The sequence below is a fragment of the Sphingobacterium sp. G1-14 genome (assembly GCF_002196555.1).
GTDB classification, from domain to species: Bacteria; Bacteroidota; Bacteroidia; order Sphingobacteriales; family Sphingobacteriaceae; genus Sphingobacterium; species Sphingobacterium siyangense.
This window is the reverse complement of the sequence record NZ_CP021381.1, coordinates 3,301,592-3,320,236: the sequence shown is the minus strand read 5'-3', so window position 1 is coordinate 3,320,236 and position 18,645 is coordinate 3,301,592. Positions and strand designations below refer to the sequence as shown.

General features: G+C 40.0%; 13 protein-coding genes. 3 read left to right on the top strand and 10 right to left on the bottom strand.

Annotated features, from left to right (window positions below):
- Positions 1-6 precede the first annotated feature (6 nt).
- On the bottom strand, positions 7-2,571 hold the full coding sequence (gyrA, locus tag CBM24_RS14015; protein WP_088161693.1) for a DNA gyrase subunit A: 2,565 nt from the start codon (positions 2,569-2,571) through the stop codon (positions 7-9).
- Positions 2,572-2,734: 163 nt separating this feature from the next.
- Complete coding sequence (locus CBM24_RS14010; protein WP_088161692.1) at positions 2,735-4,834, bottom strand: heavy metal translocating P-type ATPase; 2,100 nt, start codon at positions 4,832-4,834, stop codon at positions 2,735-2,737.
- 178 nt (positions 4,835-5,012) lie between these two features.
- On the opposite strand from CBM24_RS14010, the gene CBM24_RS14005 reads away from it, so the two are divergent.
- Positions 5,013-5,861: a mechanosensitive ion channel family protein gene (locus tag CBM24_RS14005; RefSeq protein ID WP_088161691.1), complete on the top strand. Its 849-nt coding sequence runs from the start codon at positions 5,013-5,015 to the stop codon at positions 5,859-5,861.
- Here the strand turns inward: CBM24_RS14005 and coaA are convergent.
- The 6 genes from coaA to lysS all read right to left on the bottom strand — a co-directional run bounded on the left by coaA (position 5,858) and on the right by lysS (position 12,318).
- Positions 5,858-6,817: a type I pantothenate kinase gene (gene coaA, locus CBM24_RS14000; protein WP_088161690.1), complete on the bottom strand. Its 960-nt coding sequence runs from the start codon at positions 6,815-6,817 to the stop codon at positions 5,858-5,860. The genes CBM24_RS14005 and coaA overlap by 4 nt on opposite strands.
- Before the next feature lie 133 nt (positions 6,818-6,950).
- The gene (locus CBM24_RS13995; protein ID WP_088161689.1) at positions 6,951-7,352 is read right to left on the bottom strand and encodes an OsmC family protein; all 402 of its coding nucleotides are present in this window, start codon (positions 7,350-7,352) and stop codon (positions 6,951-6,953) included.
- 12 nt (positions 7,353-7,364) lie between these two features.
- Positions 7,365-7,745, bottom strand: a complete 381-nt coding sequence (locus CBM24_RS13990) for a methylglyoxal synthase (RefSeq protein ID WP_046673562.1) — start codon at positions 7,743-7,745, stop codon at positions 7,365-7,367.
- 71 nt (positions 7,746-7,816) lie between these two features.
- Complete coding sequence (locus CBM24_RS13985; protein ID WP_075992759.1) at positions 7,817-9,049, bottom strand: nucleoside recognition domain-containing protein; 1,233 nt, start codon at positions 9,047-9,049, stop codon at positions 7,817-7,819.
- Between the two features lie 31 nt (positions 9,050-9,080).
- The gene (locus CBM24_RS13980) at positions 9,081-10,136 is read right to left on the bottom strand and encodes a patatin-like phospholipase family protein (protein WP_088161688.1); all 1,056 of its coding nucleotides are present in this window, start codon (positions 10,134-10,136) and stop codon (positions 9,081-9,083) included.
- A 463-nt stretch (positions 10,137-10,599) separates the two neighbouring features.
- Complete coding sequence (gene lysS / locus CBM24_RS13975) at positions 10,600-12,318, bottom strand: lysine--tRNA ligase (RefSeq protein WP_088161687.1); 1,719 nt, start codon at positions 12,316-12,318, stop codon at positions 10,600-10,602.
- Positions 12,319-12,644: 326 nt separating this feature from the next.
- Here lysS and CBM24_RS13970 point away from each other — a divergent pair, with 326 nt between their 5' ends.
- Both CBM24_RS13970 and CBM24_RS13965 read left to right on the top strand, forming a co-directional pair.
- On the top strand, positions 12,645-13,250 hold the full coding sequence (locus tag CBM24_RS13970; protein WP_075992756.1) for an RNA polymerase sigma factor: 606 nt from the start codon (positions 12,645-12,647) through the stop codon (positions 13,248-13,250).
- A gap of 14 nt (positions 13,251-13,264) precedes the next feature.
- Positions 13,265-14,626 (top strand): hypothetical protein, encoded by a 1,362-nt coding sequence (locus CBM24_RS13965; protein ID WP_088161686.1) that lies wholly within the window; start codon positions 13,265-13,267, stop codon positions 14,624-14,626.
- A gap of 81 nt (positions 14,627-14,707) precedes the next feature.
- Here the strand turns inward: CBM24_RS13965 and CBM24_RS13960 are convergent, their stop codons facing one another.
- Complete coding sequence (locus CBM24_RS13960) at positions 14,708-15,319, bottom strand: HAD family hydrolase (protein WP_088161685.1); 612 nt, start codon at positions 15,317-15,319, stop codon at positions 14,708-14,710.
- Between the two features lie 131 nt (positions 15,320-15,450).
- A complete protein-coding gene (locus CBM24_RS13955; protein ID WP_088161684.1) occupies positions 15,451-18,621 on the bottom strand; it encodes an efflux RND transporter permease subunit in 3,171 nt (1,056 codons plus the stop codon).
- Positions 18,622-18,645: the final 24 nt, after the last annotated feature.

Here is an 18,645-nt window from a genome sequence, read left to right as displayed (position 1 = left end):
GACTATTTATTCTTCGTTTAAGTCCGTGTTTTCTTCAGAAGTTGAATCGCCATTTTCCGTTGACTCTTCGGTCAGTTCAGACTCTTCTTCAGATTCTTCTTCACGATCGACTTTCGTAATAGAAGCGATCTCGTCGTTATCTTTTAAATTAATGAGTCTTACACCTTGTGTTGCACGTCCCATTACTCTTAATTCTTCCACAGCAATACGGATAACAATACCAGACTTGTTGATGATCATTAAATCTTCGTTGTCTGTAACGCCTTTTATCGCAACGAGTTCGCCTGTTTTATCTGTAACGTTGATTGTTTTCACACCTTTACCACCACGATTCGTTACGCGATAATCCTCGATATCTGTCCGTTTTCCGTATCCTTTTTCAGAAACGACCAACACGGTAGTTTCCGAATCATTCACACTAATCATGCCAATCACTTCATCACTTTCGGCTCCCAAGGTGATACCACGTACACCTGTTGCCGTTCTGCCCATTGGACGAACTGTAGATTCATTGAAACGAATTGCTCGACCAGAACGGAGAGCCATGACAATTTCACTGCTTCCAGTAGTCAAACAAGCTTCAATTAATTGATCGCCTTCATTAATATTGATGGCATTGATACCGTTTGCTCTTGGGCGAGAATAGGCTTCCAAAGACGTCTTCTTAATCGTACCTTTTTTGGTACACATAATAATGAAGTTGTTTTCCAAATATTCTTGGTCTTTCAAGTTCTTCACCAGGATGAAGGCCTTGATTTTTTCTTCTTTTGGAACATTGATGATATTTTGAAGTGCTCGACCTCTAGAAGTACGGCTTCCTTCAGGAATCTCAAATGCACGCAACCAGAAACAGCGACCTGCCTCTGTAAATAGCAGCATATAATTATGTGCTGAGGCTGTGATGATATGCTCGGTAAAATCTTCTTCACGTGTGTTTGTGCCAATTGATCCACGACCACCGCGTCCCTGACGTTTGTATTCGGATAATGGAGTACGTTTTACGTAACTATTGTGGGAGATTGTGATAACGATTTCTTCATCATCAATAAAATCTTCCATACGCATATCTTCAGCAGAGTGTACAATCTGAGATCGACGTTCGTCACCGTATTTTTCCTTGATTTCAATTAACTCGTCTTTGATAATTTTCATACGAAGCTCTTCGTCTTCCAATATCGATTTCAAATAGTCAATTGTTTTCATCAATTCAGCATATTCCTCTTTAATCTTATCACGTTCCAGTCCTGTTAGACGACGTAAGGTCATATCGAGGATCGCGCGAGCCTGAAGGTCGGACAGGCCAAATTTTTCCATTAATCCAACGCGTGCATCTTCTGGTGTATCCGAGTTACGGATCAATTTGATGACTTCATCCAAATGATCTAAGGCAATTAAATACCCTTCTAGAATATGAGCACGTTTTTCAGCTTCTGCCAGTTCATAGCGTGTACGTCTAACGATTACATCATGTCTATGCTCCACAAACTCATGAATCATATCTTTCAGATTCAATAGCATTGGCCTTCCTTTAACTAAAGCAATGTTGTTTACTGAAAATGAAGTTTGTAGCGCTGTATATTTAAACAAATTGTTTAAAACAACATTTGCATTTGCATCACGTTTGATGTCGTACACAATACGCATACCCGTACGGTCAGATTCATCACGGATGGCAGAGATACCTTCTAGTTTCTTCTCATTAACCAGTTCGGCTGTACGCTCGATCATATTCGCCTTGTTCACCTGATAGGGAATTTCGGTAACAATAATCTGCTCTCTTCCAGACTTGGTTGCTTCTATTTCAGCTTTTGCACGCATGACAATACGGCCACGTCCCGTATTACAAGCATCTTGAACCCCGGCATAGCCGTAGATCAATGCACCTGTAGGGAAGTCTGGGCCTTTGATGTGCTGCATCAATTCTGGAACCTCAATATCACGATTATCAATAAAAGCGATTGTACCATCGATAACCTCAGATAGGTTATGTGGAGCCATATTTGTAGCCATACCTACAGCAATACCCGAAGCTCCATTTACCAGGAGGTTTGGAATACGCGTAGGAAGGACTGTTGGTTCTTGTAAGGAATCGTCAAAGTTATTTTGGAAATCAACAGTGTCTTTGTTGATATCGGATAGCATTTCCTCGGCAATTTTCTTTAATCTTGCCTCAGTGTAACGCATCGCCGCAGGTGGATCGCCATCAATGGAACCGTAGTTACCTTGACCATCTACCAAAGGGTAGCGTAAACTCCAATCTTGAGCCATACGAACCATGGTGTCATAAACGGACGAATCACCATGTGGGTGATACTTACCTAATACGTCACCGACGATACGGGCAGACTTTTTGTAAGGCTTGCCACTGGTAACCCCTAAGTCCAGCATGCCATAAAGAACACGTCTGTGTACTGGTTTCATGCCATCACGGGCATCAGGAAGTGCTCTTGATACAATGACAGACATGGAATAGTCAATGTAGGCAGACTTCATCTGATCCTCGATGTTGATTGGGATAATCCGGTCGTTTGCCGGAACAAGATTGTTGTCGTTTTCTGTTTCTTCAGCCATATGAATTTGGTTTCAATAAAACTAGTAAGCAAGCCCTGTAAACTGGCTTGCTACGCATGCGAAGTTACAAAAATTTAACCTCAAAAGCGAATGATTTAAGCCCTAATATACACAAAAAAGACAATCTTTTATGGATTGTCTTGGTACTTATGGGGTATCGTTTTTATTTGATTTTTTTAAAGCGGAGTCGAATCGAATTGCCTATGACAATTAAGTCTGAAAAGGCCATGCTTAAGGCTGCAAGCATAGGTCCGAGAAAGCCCACAGCGGCAAGCGGTATGGCCACAATATTGTACGCGAAGGCCCAAAATAGATTTTGTTTTATTGTCAATAGGGTATGGTGACCAATCTTTAGCAGCTTTTCAATGGATTTAAGATCATTGTTTAATAAAACCACCTTGGCCGATTGAATAGCAATATGTGTCGAATCACCGAGCGAGATGCCAACATCGGCAGCAGCTAATGCCGGAGCGTCATTGATACCGTCACCAACCATTGCGGTAGGGCCATTCTTTTTGAGCTTGAACAATATTTCTAGTTTTTCTTCTGGCGACTTATCCCAGTATACATCAGCAATACCAAGCTTTTGCGCTGTGCGTTCACATTTACTTTGTCGATCCCCACTCAAAAGAATAGGGCGTATCCCTTTATCTTTGAGGTATTGGATGAGTTCCTTTGCATAGGGCTTAATCTGATCTTCCAATACAATGCCAGCAATTACAACGCCATTGATTGTTAAGGCAAGATCATAGCGATTGGAGTAATCCTTTTCACCAAGTTTTGCATTGCAAATGGAATAGTTATTACCATTTGTGTCTGTAGCAAATATCCCTTTCCCTTTTATTTCATTGACTTCCTTAAAGATAATGCGGTAAGATTTTATCTCCTTGAGTTGTTTTCGGATCGACTTGGCAATCGGATGACTCGAATAACTCTCCAATTGTGCTATGATCGATTCGACTTGCGATTGTTCAATACCAAAGGTCTGAATTGCTTTGATATTAAAATCACCAGTTGTTAAGGTGCCCGTTTTGTCAAATACCATCTGTTTGAGATCGGACATCTCCTCAATGGTGCTTCCGCCTTTGATCAGTATTCCTTTTTTTGCGGCTCTTCCCAGACCAACCATGACAGCTGTAGGTGTTGCTAACCCCATGGCGCATGGGCAAGATACAACAAGTGTAGCTATCGCATTCATGAGGGATTGTTGGAGCGGTAATTGTGCAATAAAGTAAGTAATAAAAAAAGTGAAAAATGATATCGTAACGACGATTGGGACGAAATAAGCGGCTACTTTATCACCGAATTTTTGAATAGGTGGCTTTTTACTTTGTGCATCTTTAATTAATTGAATAATTTGATACAGTACACTTTTAGACCCAACTTTGGTCGCCACGATTCTGATATTTCCTTCAGTTAGTAACGTACCACCAATGACAGCATCATATTTGAGTTTTTCAATAGGTAGACTTTCTCCGGTTAGCATAGATTCGTCCACCCAAGCCTGTCCTTCCAAAATATCGCCATCAACAGGTATCTGATTTCCTGAATTTACCTTTAAAATATCACCTGATTTAATATCTCGGGCTAATATCTCTACTTCTTGGTCGTCTTCAATTTTAATAGCAGGTATATCCTGATATTTAACCAATTCTTTGATTGCTGATGTGGTTTTGGTAACGGCTCTTTTTTCGAGGACATTCCCCAAAAATACCAATGTTATAATTGTTGCGCATGTTTCGTAGAACTGGTAATCATGCCCTAGATTATAATATGTTCCAATGAGGCTATAGCTAAACGCAGCTGTAGATCCAACAAAGATGAGTACATCCATATTGGGCATTTTGTTCCAGATGGAACGGAATGCGCTGATTCCAAAATAGGAAAAACCAATGATATAAACTGGGACACATAGCGCAAGTTGGATATAGGGATCATGCAGAATGGGTAAGTCTGTAAACATGTGGCTCCACAGGGGGATGGTGAAGATGAGGCAGCAAAGGAACTTAAAATCAATAGATTTCCAAAAGCTAGGCTTCTTATCCTTACCCGAAATAACTTTGTAACCCAAAGACTCGATACCTTTGACCAGCACAGGTATTTGTTCCAGGGGGATCTCCGAAAATTTCACTTCATCTGAGGCGAAATCGACGTAGATATCCTTAGCGCCGTTGTTTTCTAGGTATTTGTGGATTGAAATAGCACAATTTGCACAATGCATTCCGCTTACGTTAAGTTCAGTCTGCACGTTCGATTCCTTCATTTAATAGCATGTAATGTCTTTAGGCAAAGATAGCTATTTCCTGATAATGCTTTTTACGTAAAGTAAAATTGTTTAGTTTAGCAAGCCTGTTTGGGACCGTTTTACATGAACTATCGTGCATAGCGAATGGGAGAACATTAAAATTTGACTAGACAGACAACTTAAGCTTGTGTAAAAAATGACAAAACCAATTTCAATTTCTTTTATTGTACGAATTATACTGCTGATTGCGTTAACGGCATCATTTGTTCAATTTGAAACCTTTTATATGCAGCGGGAGGTCATCCGGAATATGGCTTACGGCTTAAATACTTTTCTAACAGCTAGTGTCCTGATCTCAATCGGTCATTTTATCCTTGTAAAACTATACAACAGTCGAAATGAACAGCAGGTTGTCCGGGGTAATTTTGTGCTCGGAATTACACGTGTAGCTACAGTAGGCAATGTTTTTTTTATTATAGTCAGCCTAATGATAGCGGTTGGTATTAATCCAAAAGATTTTATCACCAGCATGACAATTGTCGCAATGGCGATTGCGGTAATTTTTAGAGAATATATCACGAATATGATATCCGGTTTGATTATTATGTTTTCGGATCAATTTTCCGTTGGAGATCGCATAAAAATAGGTGAATATCAGGGGAAAATTGTTGATATCACATTGGCCAATCTGGTTGTGCGCGATGAAGATGATGATGCTGTGATGATTCCCAATAATTTGGTGTTTACCGCGACTTTGGTCAATAAGACTTCTCAAAAGTCAAATAAAATTGTTGTAAAGTTTGAACTACCGATTGATCGCTCATTTGCAGTGGCGGAATTGGAACAGTATTTAAGTCCATTATTTCAGAAAAACCCAAATTTAGCTCATTCCCAGGGCTTTACAATCAAGGTCGCCGATATGACTAAAGACTATATCAAGTATAAAGTTGAGGTAAGTACAATCTCGTCCAGCAACAAAATACATCAGCAGGTCCAGAGCAACATATTAAATGAAATCCTCCAGTTCACAAGAATGCAGGGTTAAATCTTTCTTACTTTGACATTTTTAACAAAGTGGTGGCTTCCTTTTTCTAAAATGAGATCCGCGCGATATCTAGTCGGCAAAATGTTTTTAAGTAGATTGGGCTTATTAATTTCGTTCCAGATATTTACAGCCATGGCATGGCTTTCATCAGCTGTCATATTTGCATATTTATGGAAAAATGAAGCCGGATTTTGAAATGCCGTAGCACGCAGTGATTCAAATCGATTGGTATACCATTCAATAAGATTTTTCTCGCTGGCATGTACATAGATTGAATAATCAAAAAAGTCGGAAACGAATACGCTATGTCCCTTTCGTGGTCGTTGGGAATTGACTTGTAATACATTTATCCCTTCTACAATGAGGATGTCGGGTTGTTCAATCACTTGTTGTTGTTCGTCTGGTAAGACGTCATAGACCAAGTGGCTGTATACTGGTACCGCAATTTTTGGAGCCCCTGATTTCACTGCTGAAAGGAAATGAATCAATCTTTTGGCATCATAGCTTTCAGGAAAGCCTTTTCGGTTTAGAATACCACGTTCGATAAGTTGTTGGTTGGGGTATAAAAAACCGTCTGTGGTCACCAAATCGACCTTCGGCTTGGACGGAAGCAAAGTTAGGACACGCTGCAAAACCCGGGCAGTAGTACTTTTTCCGACAGCGACCGACCCAGCTATACCAATGATATAAGGCAGTTTGCTCTCTTCTTTGCCAAAGAACCGGTTTGTACGCTGGTGAAGGCTCTGGAAACGATCAATATGAATCTCAAGTAGATGACTTAAGGGAAAGTAGACTTCTTCTATTTCCTGATTTGTCAAAGGTTCATTCAGTGCATGTAGATTTTCCAGGTCTTCGACACTGAAATTGTGCAATACCTTCCCGTTTAAATTTTTCCAATCTTCCCGTTTGATCGATCTAAAAGGCGAGTCTATTGCTATTTGCGGATCCAATTGCATCGTTTGCTTTATTTTTATTACAAATATCTATATTGCAGGACTAGTAAACCTTTACTATTCGATTCTATCGACTATTAAAGGTCTTTTTTGCGCGGACAAATATAAATAGTGTTATCCGTTATCCCAAGAAACATTATAAATGATTTGAAGTTATTACAATAGGATTTGATAATATTTTATGAACAGGACACTTTTCAGCTATTTTAAACAAACGCTGCTTTTGAACCTCATCTAAATCTCCTTTAAAGCTAATAAAACATTGTATATAGGTCGTTTGTTGCTGTTCACTTGTTTGCACCTCATAAGATAAACGCACCAGCACCTCCTCCAGGGGCCAGTTTTTGCGGTCAGCATACATTTTGACTGTAATGGCTTTGCAGCTCCCTAAAGAGGATAGTAATAGTGGAGTAGGGTTTATGCCCTGATCTTCACCACCTACATCTTCGGGTTCATCAACCGTTATTTGATGTTTGCCGTATTGTACTGTAGTTGTATAGGGTGTTTTCCCTATTGAAACGATTACTTCATTGTCCATAAGCGATTAAAATTAGGATTCCACGTCTTCTAATAGTCCTTCAATGATGAGGCTTCCTGTTGCAGGGTTTGTTGCCAAAGGGACATTATAAAGATCACATACACGCATGAGCATTTGAATATCTGGTTCATGTGCGTGTTTCCCTAGTGGATCGCGAAAGAAAATAATACCATCAACTTTTCTTTCGGCCGCCAAAGCTGCGATTTGTGCATCACCACCCATGGGGCCACTCAATTTCAATTCCACAGGCAAGCCTGTCTGTCTGACGTAAGAGCCCGTAGTACCTGTGGCAATGATATTGGCGCGCTCCAATAATTCCTGGTGGTCTTTGACAAATGCGACCATTTCAGGTTTTTTGCCGTCGTGGGCTATTAGTGCAATTGTTTTTTTCATCAGTATATAATTATATGTAAAAGAATCGGCTCAAATCTAAAAACAGAACCTTTCTAGATCCGTTTTGTATACTATTTAAAAAATATATAGGATATAATAATTGCGGCTATCACACCAGCCAATTCAGCTAGCAGAGCGCAGGGTAATGCATGCCGTGTACGCTTTATTCCCACTGCACCAAAATATACCGCGAGGACATAAAAAGTAGTTTCTGTTGATCCCTGAATAACACAAGCAACCCTGGCAGCGAAGTCCATTGGCCCCTTGGCATTCATCAAATCGACCATAAGTCCACGTGCACCGGATCCACTGAGCGGCTTCATAAAGGCTACAGGTAAAGCGTCTACAAACGATGTATCTAGACCACATAATGCGATAGCTTTGGAAATTCCAGCGACCATATAGTCCATGGTTCCTGATGCTCTAAATACAGCGATACCGACAAGCATCGCGACGAGATAGGGTATTATTTTTACAGAGACTTCGAAGCCCTCTTTGGCACCCTCTATAAATGAATCGTATACATTCACTTTACGGAAAAGAGCCAAACCTATAAAAGAGGTGAATAAGCTAAATAAAATAAGATTGCCGAATACCTTGCTGAATATTTCAATTTCTGTTTGTTGCAGTCCCGAAAAGTAATAAAGTAGTCCACCGATAAATAGTCCCATTGCTCCCAGGTATCCTAGAATTACACGGTTAAATAAATTGATTTTTTGGTAGATGGAAACGAGAATCAATGCCACCAATGTGGAAAAGAAGGTTGCGATCAGAATTGGCAGAAATACATCTGAAGGATCTGGTGCACCAGCTTCTTTCCGATAAGCCATAATTGAAATAGGCAAGAGGGTTAAGCTAGATGCATTGAGCACAATAAACATGATTTGTGCGTTGGTAGCTGTTTCCTTATTTGGATTGAGCTCCTGGAGTTCTTTCATGGCTTTAAGCCCCAATGGCGTTGCCGCATTATCTAATCCTAGTGCATTAGCCGAGAAATTCATAAGAATAGAACCAAGCGCAGGGTGATTTTTGGGTATCTCTGGGAATAGTTTATGGAAAAAAGGTCCCACGATTTTTGCGAAGATATTGATCATACCACCTTTTTCGCCAATTTTCATAATCCCAAGTGCAAAACTCATCATGCCGATCAGTCCTAAAGAGATTTCTGCTCCTGTTTTTGCACTGTCAAAGATTGAATTTACAATTTGCTGAAAGATTTCCGTATCTCCGAAAAAGATTAGTTTTACAAGGGCTACGGCAAATGTGATTAAGAAAAATGCAACCCAAACGTAGTTTAATGCCATATAGATTTAAAATATGCGTAAAAGTAATCTTTTAGAACTTATCCATCAACTGGCTCCATGGATTTTTCTTCTTATTTTGACTCTTTTCTTTAATGAGATGCGCAACGATATAATCCAATGTATCCTCATGCTCACTGATCATTTTATCGGATAAGGAGATCAACTTCTGTATATTATTGGACGAGGCTGCATCTAATGATGCATTGATGCTCGATAGATTGGCTGGTTCTATGCGGAGATAATTTTGTTGCTTACCGTTACTTTGAAATAGTTGCCGAATAAAAAATTCGGTACTTTCAGAAGATGCACTTGTCATAATGTCAACTAAAGCAGGACCGATTTGTATAGCAAGTTTCTTCTTAAAATGTTCGTAATTATAAGCTGTTTTTGACATTCCGGTACCTAAGGATACCATAAACATGTCGTTTATCTGCGTACTGTTAAAAGCCTTTAAAACTTCAAGTAAACCACATATGGAGGGGTTTTGAGCAAACACACCGCCATCAATCAAAGGATATCTTGTTTTTGAAAGCGAATAGATCTCTGCAACAGGAAAAAATGTGGGTGCAGCGGACGTAGCCTTGCAGACATCTTTAAGATAGAAATCCCGCGCTTCCCCGTGCGTAATTGCCTTTTGTTGTCTAAAAAAATGATTCTTCCGCAATTCAATGTTATACGCAGTGATGATACAGGGTTTGATAAGATGGCTCAATCGTGCATTTTGAAAATACTCATCCAAAACGTCTGATAATGTGTTGGACGAGTAGAGCTCGCTGACAAGACCAAATCCACCTAAAAAACGCCGCCATTTGGAAGCGTTGAAAATTTCAGTGCCATGATTAACAAATAGATTTAAGGCATCTCGCGCAGAAAATTTCGGATGGGTGGGATTGCCTTCTTCCGGATACAAAAGAATGCTAGTCAGAATTCCGCCGCTGCTTGTACCTGCAATAAAGTCAAAGTAGGAAGCAATCCGTGCATTGGGATCCATGGTCTGCTTTTGTAACTTCTCTTCCAGAGCGACAAGAACCATTGCAGGAATGATACCCCGGATACCACCACCATCAAGCGCGAGAATATTATTCATATGCTAAAAACTGACTTAGTTAACGATATGTAAATATAATAAATGTCTCCAATTGACGGGAGTCATATATTGGTGACAATTGTGTCATATATCCTTTGCTTAAATGCATAGCGCATCTTTTTAGCTGTATTACGTTGCATAGCATCGTGCTATCCTCTTAACAGCTTCTGAATTGATGGGGATTTACCATACTTATTGTAGGGGGTTAGCAGGGGATTAACAAGGGTTTACCCCTGTTATACCCCTGCTACCCCCCTGTTAACCCCCTGTAATCTCCCTGTTAATATAGAGGCTGATGAGCGGATTATACAAATCTGATAGGATCGGAGATACTACAGAAAGGAATCTCGGGGTTTGTGGGTCGCATTGGACCATTTTAAACATTTTTACAAGATCGCTCTAAACAAAAAAAGCTGCCTCAAATTTTATTGAGGCAGCTTTTTTAGCGATTATAGATACCGATTTAATTGAACCAAGCAAATACTTCGTCTTTCGTTGGCATATTGATATCTAGTTTCAGTTTTTTACGCATACCACCAAGGTCATTAAAAACCTTGTTCGGATTCGCTTCTTTTAAAGCTTCAATGGTTGTAAAGCCCATTTTTTGTAAGGCAGGAACCCAAGCTGCAGGAATACCTTGTTCCTCATAATCTTTCACTTCTGCTACTTTGGCGACTTTTTCAGGTCTCATTTGTGGGAAGAAAAGAACTTCTTGGATTGACGCATTATCGGTCAAGAACATGATTAAACGGTCCATACCGATTCCAAGTCCAGAGGTCGGCGGCATTCCATATTCCAATGAACGAAGGAAATCCTGATCAATAAACATGGCTTCATCATCACCTTTTTCAGAAAGGCGCAATTGATCTTCAAATCGTTCGCGTTGATCAATTGGATCATTAAGCTCTGAATAAGCATTGGCAATCTCTTTTCCACAAACCATCAGCTCAAAACGCTCGGTTAAATCAGGATTATCTCTGTGCTTCTTCGTTAAAGGAGACATTTCTTTTGGATAATCTGTAATGAATGTTGGTTGGATGTAGTTTCCTTCACATTTTGCACCGAAAATTTCATCGATCAGTTTGCCTTTACCCATGGTTTCGTTTACATCGATGCCCATTCCTTTGGCGGCAATACGGATTTCGTCTTCAGATTTTCCAGTAATATCAAATCCAGTAAATTCCTTAATGGAATCTGTCATCGATATCCGTTTATACGGTGCTTTGAAGTCAATTTTATGTTCCCCGAAGGTAGCTTCAGTCGTACCGTTTACAGCCAAGGCACAATGTTCTAATAGACGTTCTGTAAAGTCCATCATCCAGTTGTAGTCTTTATAAGCTACATAAATCTCCATTACGGTGAATTCTGGGTTATGGGTACGGTCCATTCCTTCGTTGCGGAAGTTTTTAGAAAATTCGTATACACCATCAAATCCACCAACGATTAGTCTTTTTAAATAAAGCTCGTTGGCGATACGAAGATATAATGGAATATCTAAAGCATTATGGTGTGTAATAAACGGACGTGCTGCAGCACCGCCTGGAATGGATTGCAGGACAGGTGTTTCTACTTCCATATACCCCGCGTCGTTAAAGAACTGACGCATCGCATTAAAGAGCTTCGTACGCTTGATAAATCTATCTTTGTTACCTGGATTTACGATCAAATCCACGTAACGCATTCTATAGCGTTGCTCTGGGTCTGTAAAGGCATCAAAAGTTTTACCTTCCGCAGATTTAACGACAGGTAGGGGACGTAACGATTTGGATAAAACGGTAAGTTCTTCTACGTGTACTGCAATAGCCTCGGTTTGTGTTGTGAAGACATAGCCTTTGATACCAACGATATCTCCGATATCCAATAGCTTTTTGAAAACGACATTGTATAGGTCTTTATTCTCATCAGGACATACATCGTCACGCTTAATATAAGCTTGAATACGTCCGGTAGAGTCTTGAATTTCAAAGAATGAAGCACTACCCATCACACGACGACTCATGATACGTCCAGCAATGGTAATGTTCTTATAATTCAATTTATCTCTATCGTAATTTTCTAAAATATCAGCAGCATGTGCATTGACGACAAATTCGTTTGCTGGAAATGGATCAATTCCCATATCCAACAACGATTGCATCGCTTGTCTTCTAAGTTGTTCCTGTTCGGATAATACAGTACTCATTCGGTATGAATAATATTTAAAATGTGAAAATCACGCAAAAATAGCCATTTTTTTCAATTCTTTTTATGGATTTTTTTTGAAAACGCTGTAGCGAAAGGAAATGGCATTCCGTTATATGGGATAAAAATAGTTAAATAGTGATATTATTACAAGGGGACATTCGACTATTTGATTTTGAGTTTTATAATTTTAATTTCGTTATCTCCTCGAAAAAAACGTTCATAATGAAGGGGAGAATTCGATAGATTGTTTACATAGCATGTGTTATTGATTGCATATGAAAGGCGATTTGTCTAAGTTTGAAACTTAATAATTAAATGGTTTAAGTGGGTATAATTCGGTCATATTTTTATAACAAGAAGCTATCATCTTTACATGATGCCTTAGAGCGTTGCTTGCGCGATCGTGAAGACGGCAAGGCTTTCGTTTATAAGAAGTATTATGGTTATCTCATGGCTATTATTATTCGTTATGTAAAACAGGATGTGGACGCGGAAGAGCTCGTGAATGAAAGCTTTGTTCGGGTATTTCGAAAATTGGAATCATTTAATAGGGATATTGAAGATGAAAATCTCGAAAAATCGTTTAGAGCATGGATAGGACGGATTGCTGCCAATATTTCGATTGATTTTTTACGAAGTAAAAAGCAGTTTTATTCGGTTGAAGATTTGGGAGAAGGGGATATGCATACACCGGCAGTACAATTGGACAGTCGACTGGAGGTCAATGAGATTATGCGGCTGCTCGATCAGCTCCCTGAAATTCAAAAAACTATTTTTAATCTCTATGAAATTGAGGGGTATTCACATGATGAAATTGCCCAGATGCTTAATATACCAGATAGTACGTCAAGGACTTATCTGACTAGAGCGAAACAAAAACTTAGAAAATTATACTTGGATTATACAGGCGTAGTTCAAGAAATAAGATAAATATTGTTGTTACGATGAAAGACAATAAGAAAAAGGAATTGATAGAAGAGATCATTGGACAATTAAAAGACCATGAACTACCTTATAAAGAAGGTTCCTGGGAGAAATTTGCCTCAAATTATGGCGTTTCAGCACATCGTTCCTCTAATTGGAAGTATTGGAGTGCTGCTGCGGCTGTGTTATTGTGTTTTGGTGTAGGATATTGGGGGCTAAAGACGAATGTGGAGACTGATTTACCTGCAGTCGTTTTAACACATCTACCAGAACGAGAAGATGTGTTAGGTGATCATAAGGATTTAAAAGAATCGATACAGCGTTCGTTATCGGATGTTACGGGCGATAGGATTGTAAGTGCAGAGGTATTATCAGCGAAGAAGCCCTATACCTATTCTGTGCCAGTGGACCATTCAACTGAAAATTTGGACAATCACCACTTGGTATTGAGCACTGGGCAATTAATGCGGGGCCATGATGTGGCTGTATCAGCCGATTTAAGAAGGCTGCAGTCCATGCAATTGAAAAATAATTCATTTTCAGCGCAGGTTGGTTTAACGGAAAGTGAAGTGGAACGAGTAAGCGCGTCAACAAATACCACTGTAACGAATAGTGCCGTTATTGCTTCGGCCAATTCAGGGTTTATGTCACCTGTTAATCAAACGCAACGCGATGCTGCAAAACTATCACAATTGTATGCTGCACAACAAGGAGCGGCAAGGAATAGTGTTGTACACACGAACATTAACCAAGATAAGAAATGGGAAATGGGCGCTTTTGTATCACCTGCTTCTACGTCAGAAAGTATAACGTTGGGGGGCGGGGTCGCACTAGCCTATAATATTTCGAGTAAGGTAAGTCTTCGTTCAGGAGCTTCCATTCAACATTATGGAGCTGTTTCGGGTAATTCACCCATTACTCCTGCAATGGGATCAAATTCTCTTAATGCAGATGCGCCAAATTATATTTCTCAATCGAATTTGAATAATTCCTTTGCGATGCGGGCAGCAGATGCAAAAGATGCAAAGAGTAATGAACGGGTTTCAGGTAAAATCCTAACAGTTGATATCCCATTGGATGTTAGATACGCGATAAACAAGAATTTCTATACCTCAGTCGGTGTATCCTATGTTGGTGTATTGGATCAGGAACGGGCAACGATCTATGAAACAAATAATACGGAGTACAGACAAAAATCCCAAGACAAAAATGTTGATGATAAAGGTGTGAACGGCTTTATTAATTTTTCAGTTGGTCGGAAACAGAAAGTTGGAAAATTATCCATTTCTGTAGAGCCTTATTATAAAGCTCCAATCGGAAATTTGAAATCATCCGATTTGAACTATAGCAACGGGGGAGTGAAAATAATTACTAGTTTTTAAATAGCATAATGCTATAAAAAAAGCCGCAGTAAGCTTGAAGTTTACTGCGGCTTTTTTTTATAGTCTGCAAATCGGGGTTTATTAAATTTCATCAACGCGAACCCAACCCATTCCTGCGGCTTTCGCACCTTCAACTCCTGGGGTCCCGTCTTCGTAGACCAGGCATCTTTCCGGAGCAATATTCAATTGAGCAGCTGCCAAAAGAAAGGGTTGTGGTGAAGGTTTTCCCTCAGCTGTATCTCCAGCACAAACCAGTGTTTCCAAATCATCCCATACACCAATGGTGGTTAATGTCATGGATAAGGTTGTTCTGGTTCCTCCTGAAACGGCAGCGATGTGTTTTTTACCTTTCTGATATTTTAGATGTTCAACAACGTAATCTACAGGCTTAGTCTTGAAAACATACTCGTCTCGAAAAATAGTAGACTTCAGTGTGGAAAATTCTTGATAATCGAAATCTACCTCATAGCGTTTGCTGATTTCCTCTGCAACAGCCACAGTGGGCCATCCGGCAGTTTCATCAATCAAATTGACGTCCAACTCGACCCCGTATTGTTGAGCTGCAGCCTTATACGATTGCTTGTGTGCATCCATATTATCAGCCAGGGTACCATCGACATCAAATAATAGCGCGTCATAGGATTCGGCAAGAAGGTTTAGTAATTCAAATTTTCGTTGTGATTCAGGTGACATATACTTTTAATAGTGAGCGGTAAAAATAAAAAAATATAATTGGACGAGCAAAAAAGAAGCCTTCCCCTTGTTACAAGGAAAGGCTTCTTGCTGTTAGCTCCGTGTGGATTCTTCACAGAGGCAGCGTATAATTAGTGTGAACTTAAATTTTTCGCTTTCTCTTCATCGAAATTAGCTTCTAATTCAGCCAATTTTTTCTTACCGTATGCCATACGTGTAATCACAACGAATAGCACTGGAACGATAAAGATCGCTAGGAGTGTCGCAGCTGTCATACCACCAAATACCGTCCAACCGATTGTTTGGCGAGAAATTGCTCCAGCTCCATGGGATAGCATTAATGGAATAATCCCCAAGATGAAGGCAAAGGACGTCATGATAATTGGGCGTAAACGCAATTTTACAGCATCTAATGTCGCTTCATAAAGGTTCATCCCAATATCAACCCGTTCCTTAGCAAACTCAACGATTAGAATCGCATTCTTAGCAGCAAGTCCAATGATGGTGACCAGACCAATCTGTGCATAGATGTTATTATCCAATGTAGGGATTAATGTTAGGGTTAATATAGCCCCAAATACACCTAGTGGTACAGATAACAAAATGGAGAAAGGTACAGACCAACTTTCGTATAAGGCAGCCAATAGTAAGAACACAAATAGGATACACAAAGCAAAAATTTGAATGGTCTTTGACCCGGATTGCATCTCTTGAAGAGATAGACCGGAGAACTGATAGTCAAAACCTTCTGGTAATGTTTGTGCAGCCACTTCTTGCAAAGCTTTCAATGCATCTCCAGATGAGAAACCGGGAGCCGAACTACCATTGATCTCGATACTTCTAAAGATATTGTAGTGGTTGATGATTGAAGGCATTGTCATTAATTCGTACTTGACCAGTGTACCCATCGGTACAGGGTTCCCTGAAACATTGTTGACATACAATTTGTTGATGTCTTCAATATTCATACGGTACGGAATATCAGCTTGTGTCACGACACGGTAGCTACGACCATACTTTGTAAAGTCATTGACATAGCTACTTCCCAAATAGGATGATATTGTCGAATAAATACTTGAGATAGGCACGCCCATGCGTTTTGCCTGTTCACGGTTTACTTCCAATTTGTAGTTTGGAGAGTTGGTGTTAAATAGGGTATAAGCCATTCCAATTTCCGGACGTTGGTTGGCTGCCATCAAGAATTTGCCGACTGTTGCTTCGAAATCTTTGATATTTATAGTCTGTAAATCCTGTACTTGCAAAGAGAAACCTCCAGATGTACCTAAACCTGGAATTGCCGGCGGTGTAACAGCCAATACCCGAGCTTTGGTATAGCCCTGATATTTTCCCATAATCATACCGGCGATATCGTTTGCTGTGCGCGTACGGGTTTCCCAAGGTTTTAGAGAAACGAACACTGTTGCACCATTGGATTTAAACGCGCGGTTTAGAATATTGATACCTGAGATCGCCGTAACATACTTGATTTCAGGGAAAGTCTTGTGTAGATCGGCTTCAATCTCTTTAAGAACTTCATTGGTACGCGCAGAAGAAGAGCCTTCCGGCAAAGTAATACCTGCAAAAAATGCACCGCCATCTTCAGAAGGAATAAACCCTGTCGGTTTGGTTGTAAACATCCAGCCGGTTCCGATAAAAATACACAACAGAATAATCAACACCAGTAGTGCTTTTTTGATTGCTTGTTTTACACCATTCGAATATCTGATGGTAACTTTTTCGAACCAGATATTAAACTTATAGAAAAACTTGTTCAATCCTTTTGCACCTTCATGTACGGCTGTAGGCTTTAATAAAATTGAACATAATGCGGGTGTTAACGAAAGTGCAATAAATGCAGATAACATAACGGACACAGCGATCGTGATGGCAAATTGTTGATACAATTTACCGACCATTCCAGGGATGAAACCTACGGGAACGAATACGGCTGCCAAAATTAATGCAATTGCAATAACCGGAGCGGTAATGTCGCCCATGGCACGACGTGTCGCTTCTTTTGCATCCAGCTTATAATGGTCGATATAGTGCTGGACAGCTTCCACCACAACGATGGCATCATCCACCACAATACCAATGGCCAATACAAAGGCGAGCATGGTCAGGTTGTTGACCGAAAAGCCAAACATCAGGAAGAAGATGAATGTACCTATGATGGATACCGGAATTGCCAATACGGGGATTAATGTTGCCCTCCAGCTTTGAAGGAAGAAAAATACCACCACTGTTACCAGGATCAATGCTTCAACTAGGGTATGGATAACCGAAGAAATTGAGGCATTTACTACCGAAACTGTCTCGTAACTGATGGTATAATCTACGTCAGTTGGAAAAGATTTCTTTAATTTTTCCAATGCTGTCACAATACCTTCTGCAGATTCTACGGCATTTCCTCCCGGGGTCTGGTTAATCATCATCGCAGATGAGGTCATACCATTTACGGTAGATGATGTACCATAATTAAATTGACCCAGTTCAACACGTGCGACATCCTTTAAAAGTACGATAGATCCATCTTTGTTGGTTTTTACAACGATGTTTTCAAAGTCTTCTGGATTTGAAAGGTCGCTATCGGTAATGATTGGGTATTCAAATACTGTCGAAGACTCTTGTGGACGTCCACCCACACTACCACCAGGTATGCGGGAGTTTTGTTCCGCAATTGCTGTTGATACATCGGCCGGAGTCATGCTTAGATTAGCCAATTTATTTGCATCTAGCCATACACGCATTGAAAATGGTTGCCCAAAAGCGGTTACATCACCGACTCCTTTCACACGTAATAGTGCATCTTTAACATATAAGTTGTTGTAGTTGGCTAAGAAATTTTCGGATCTTGTTCCTTTTGGTGAAGTTAAGGCAACCAACATCAGGATATCGTTATTGGCTTTACGGGTCGTAATTCCCAGACGTCTCACAGCTTCGGGGAGGGCTGGTTCAGCAATTCCCACGCGGTTTTGTACGTCTAAGGTCGCAATATCGATATCCGTACCTACTTCAAATGTCACCGTAATGGTTGCTTGACCATTTGACGTACTATTGGACGACATATAAATCATGCCAGGTGTACCATTGATCTGACTCTCGATAAGAGTTGTCACGGTTTGTTCAACCGTCTGTGCATCAGCTCCGGTGTAGTTGGCCGTAACCGTTACTGTTGGAGGTGCAATAGAAGGATACTGGCTAATTGGCAACGTGGATACTGCAATGATCCCGATAATTGAAATCAATATCGAAATAACGATTGCGGTAACTGGCCTCTTAATAAATACTTCTGAAATCATTCTATATCTTTTAGATTCTCTTTA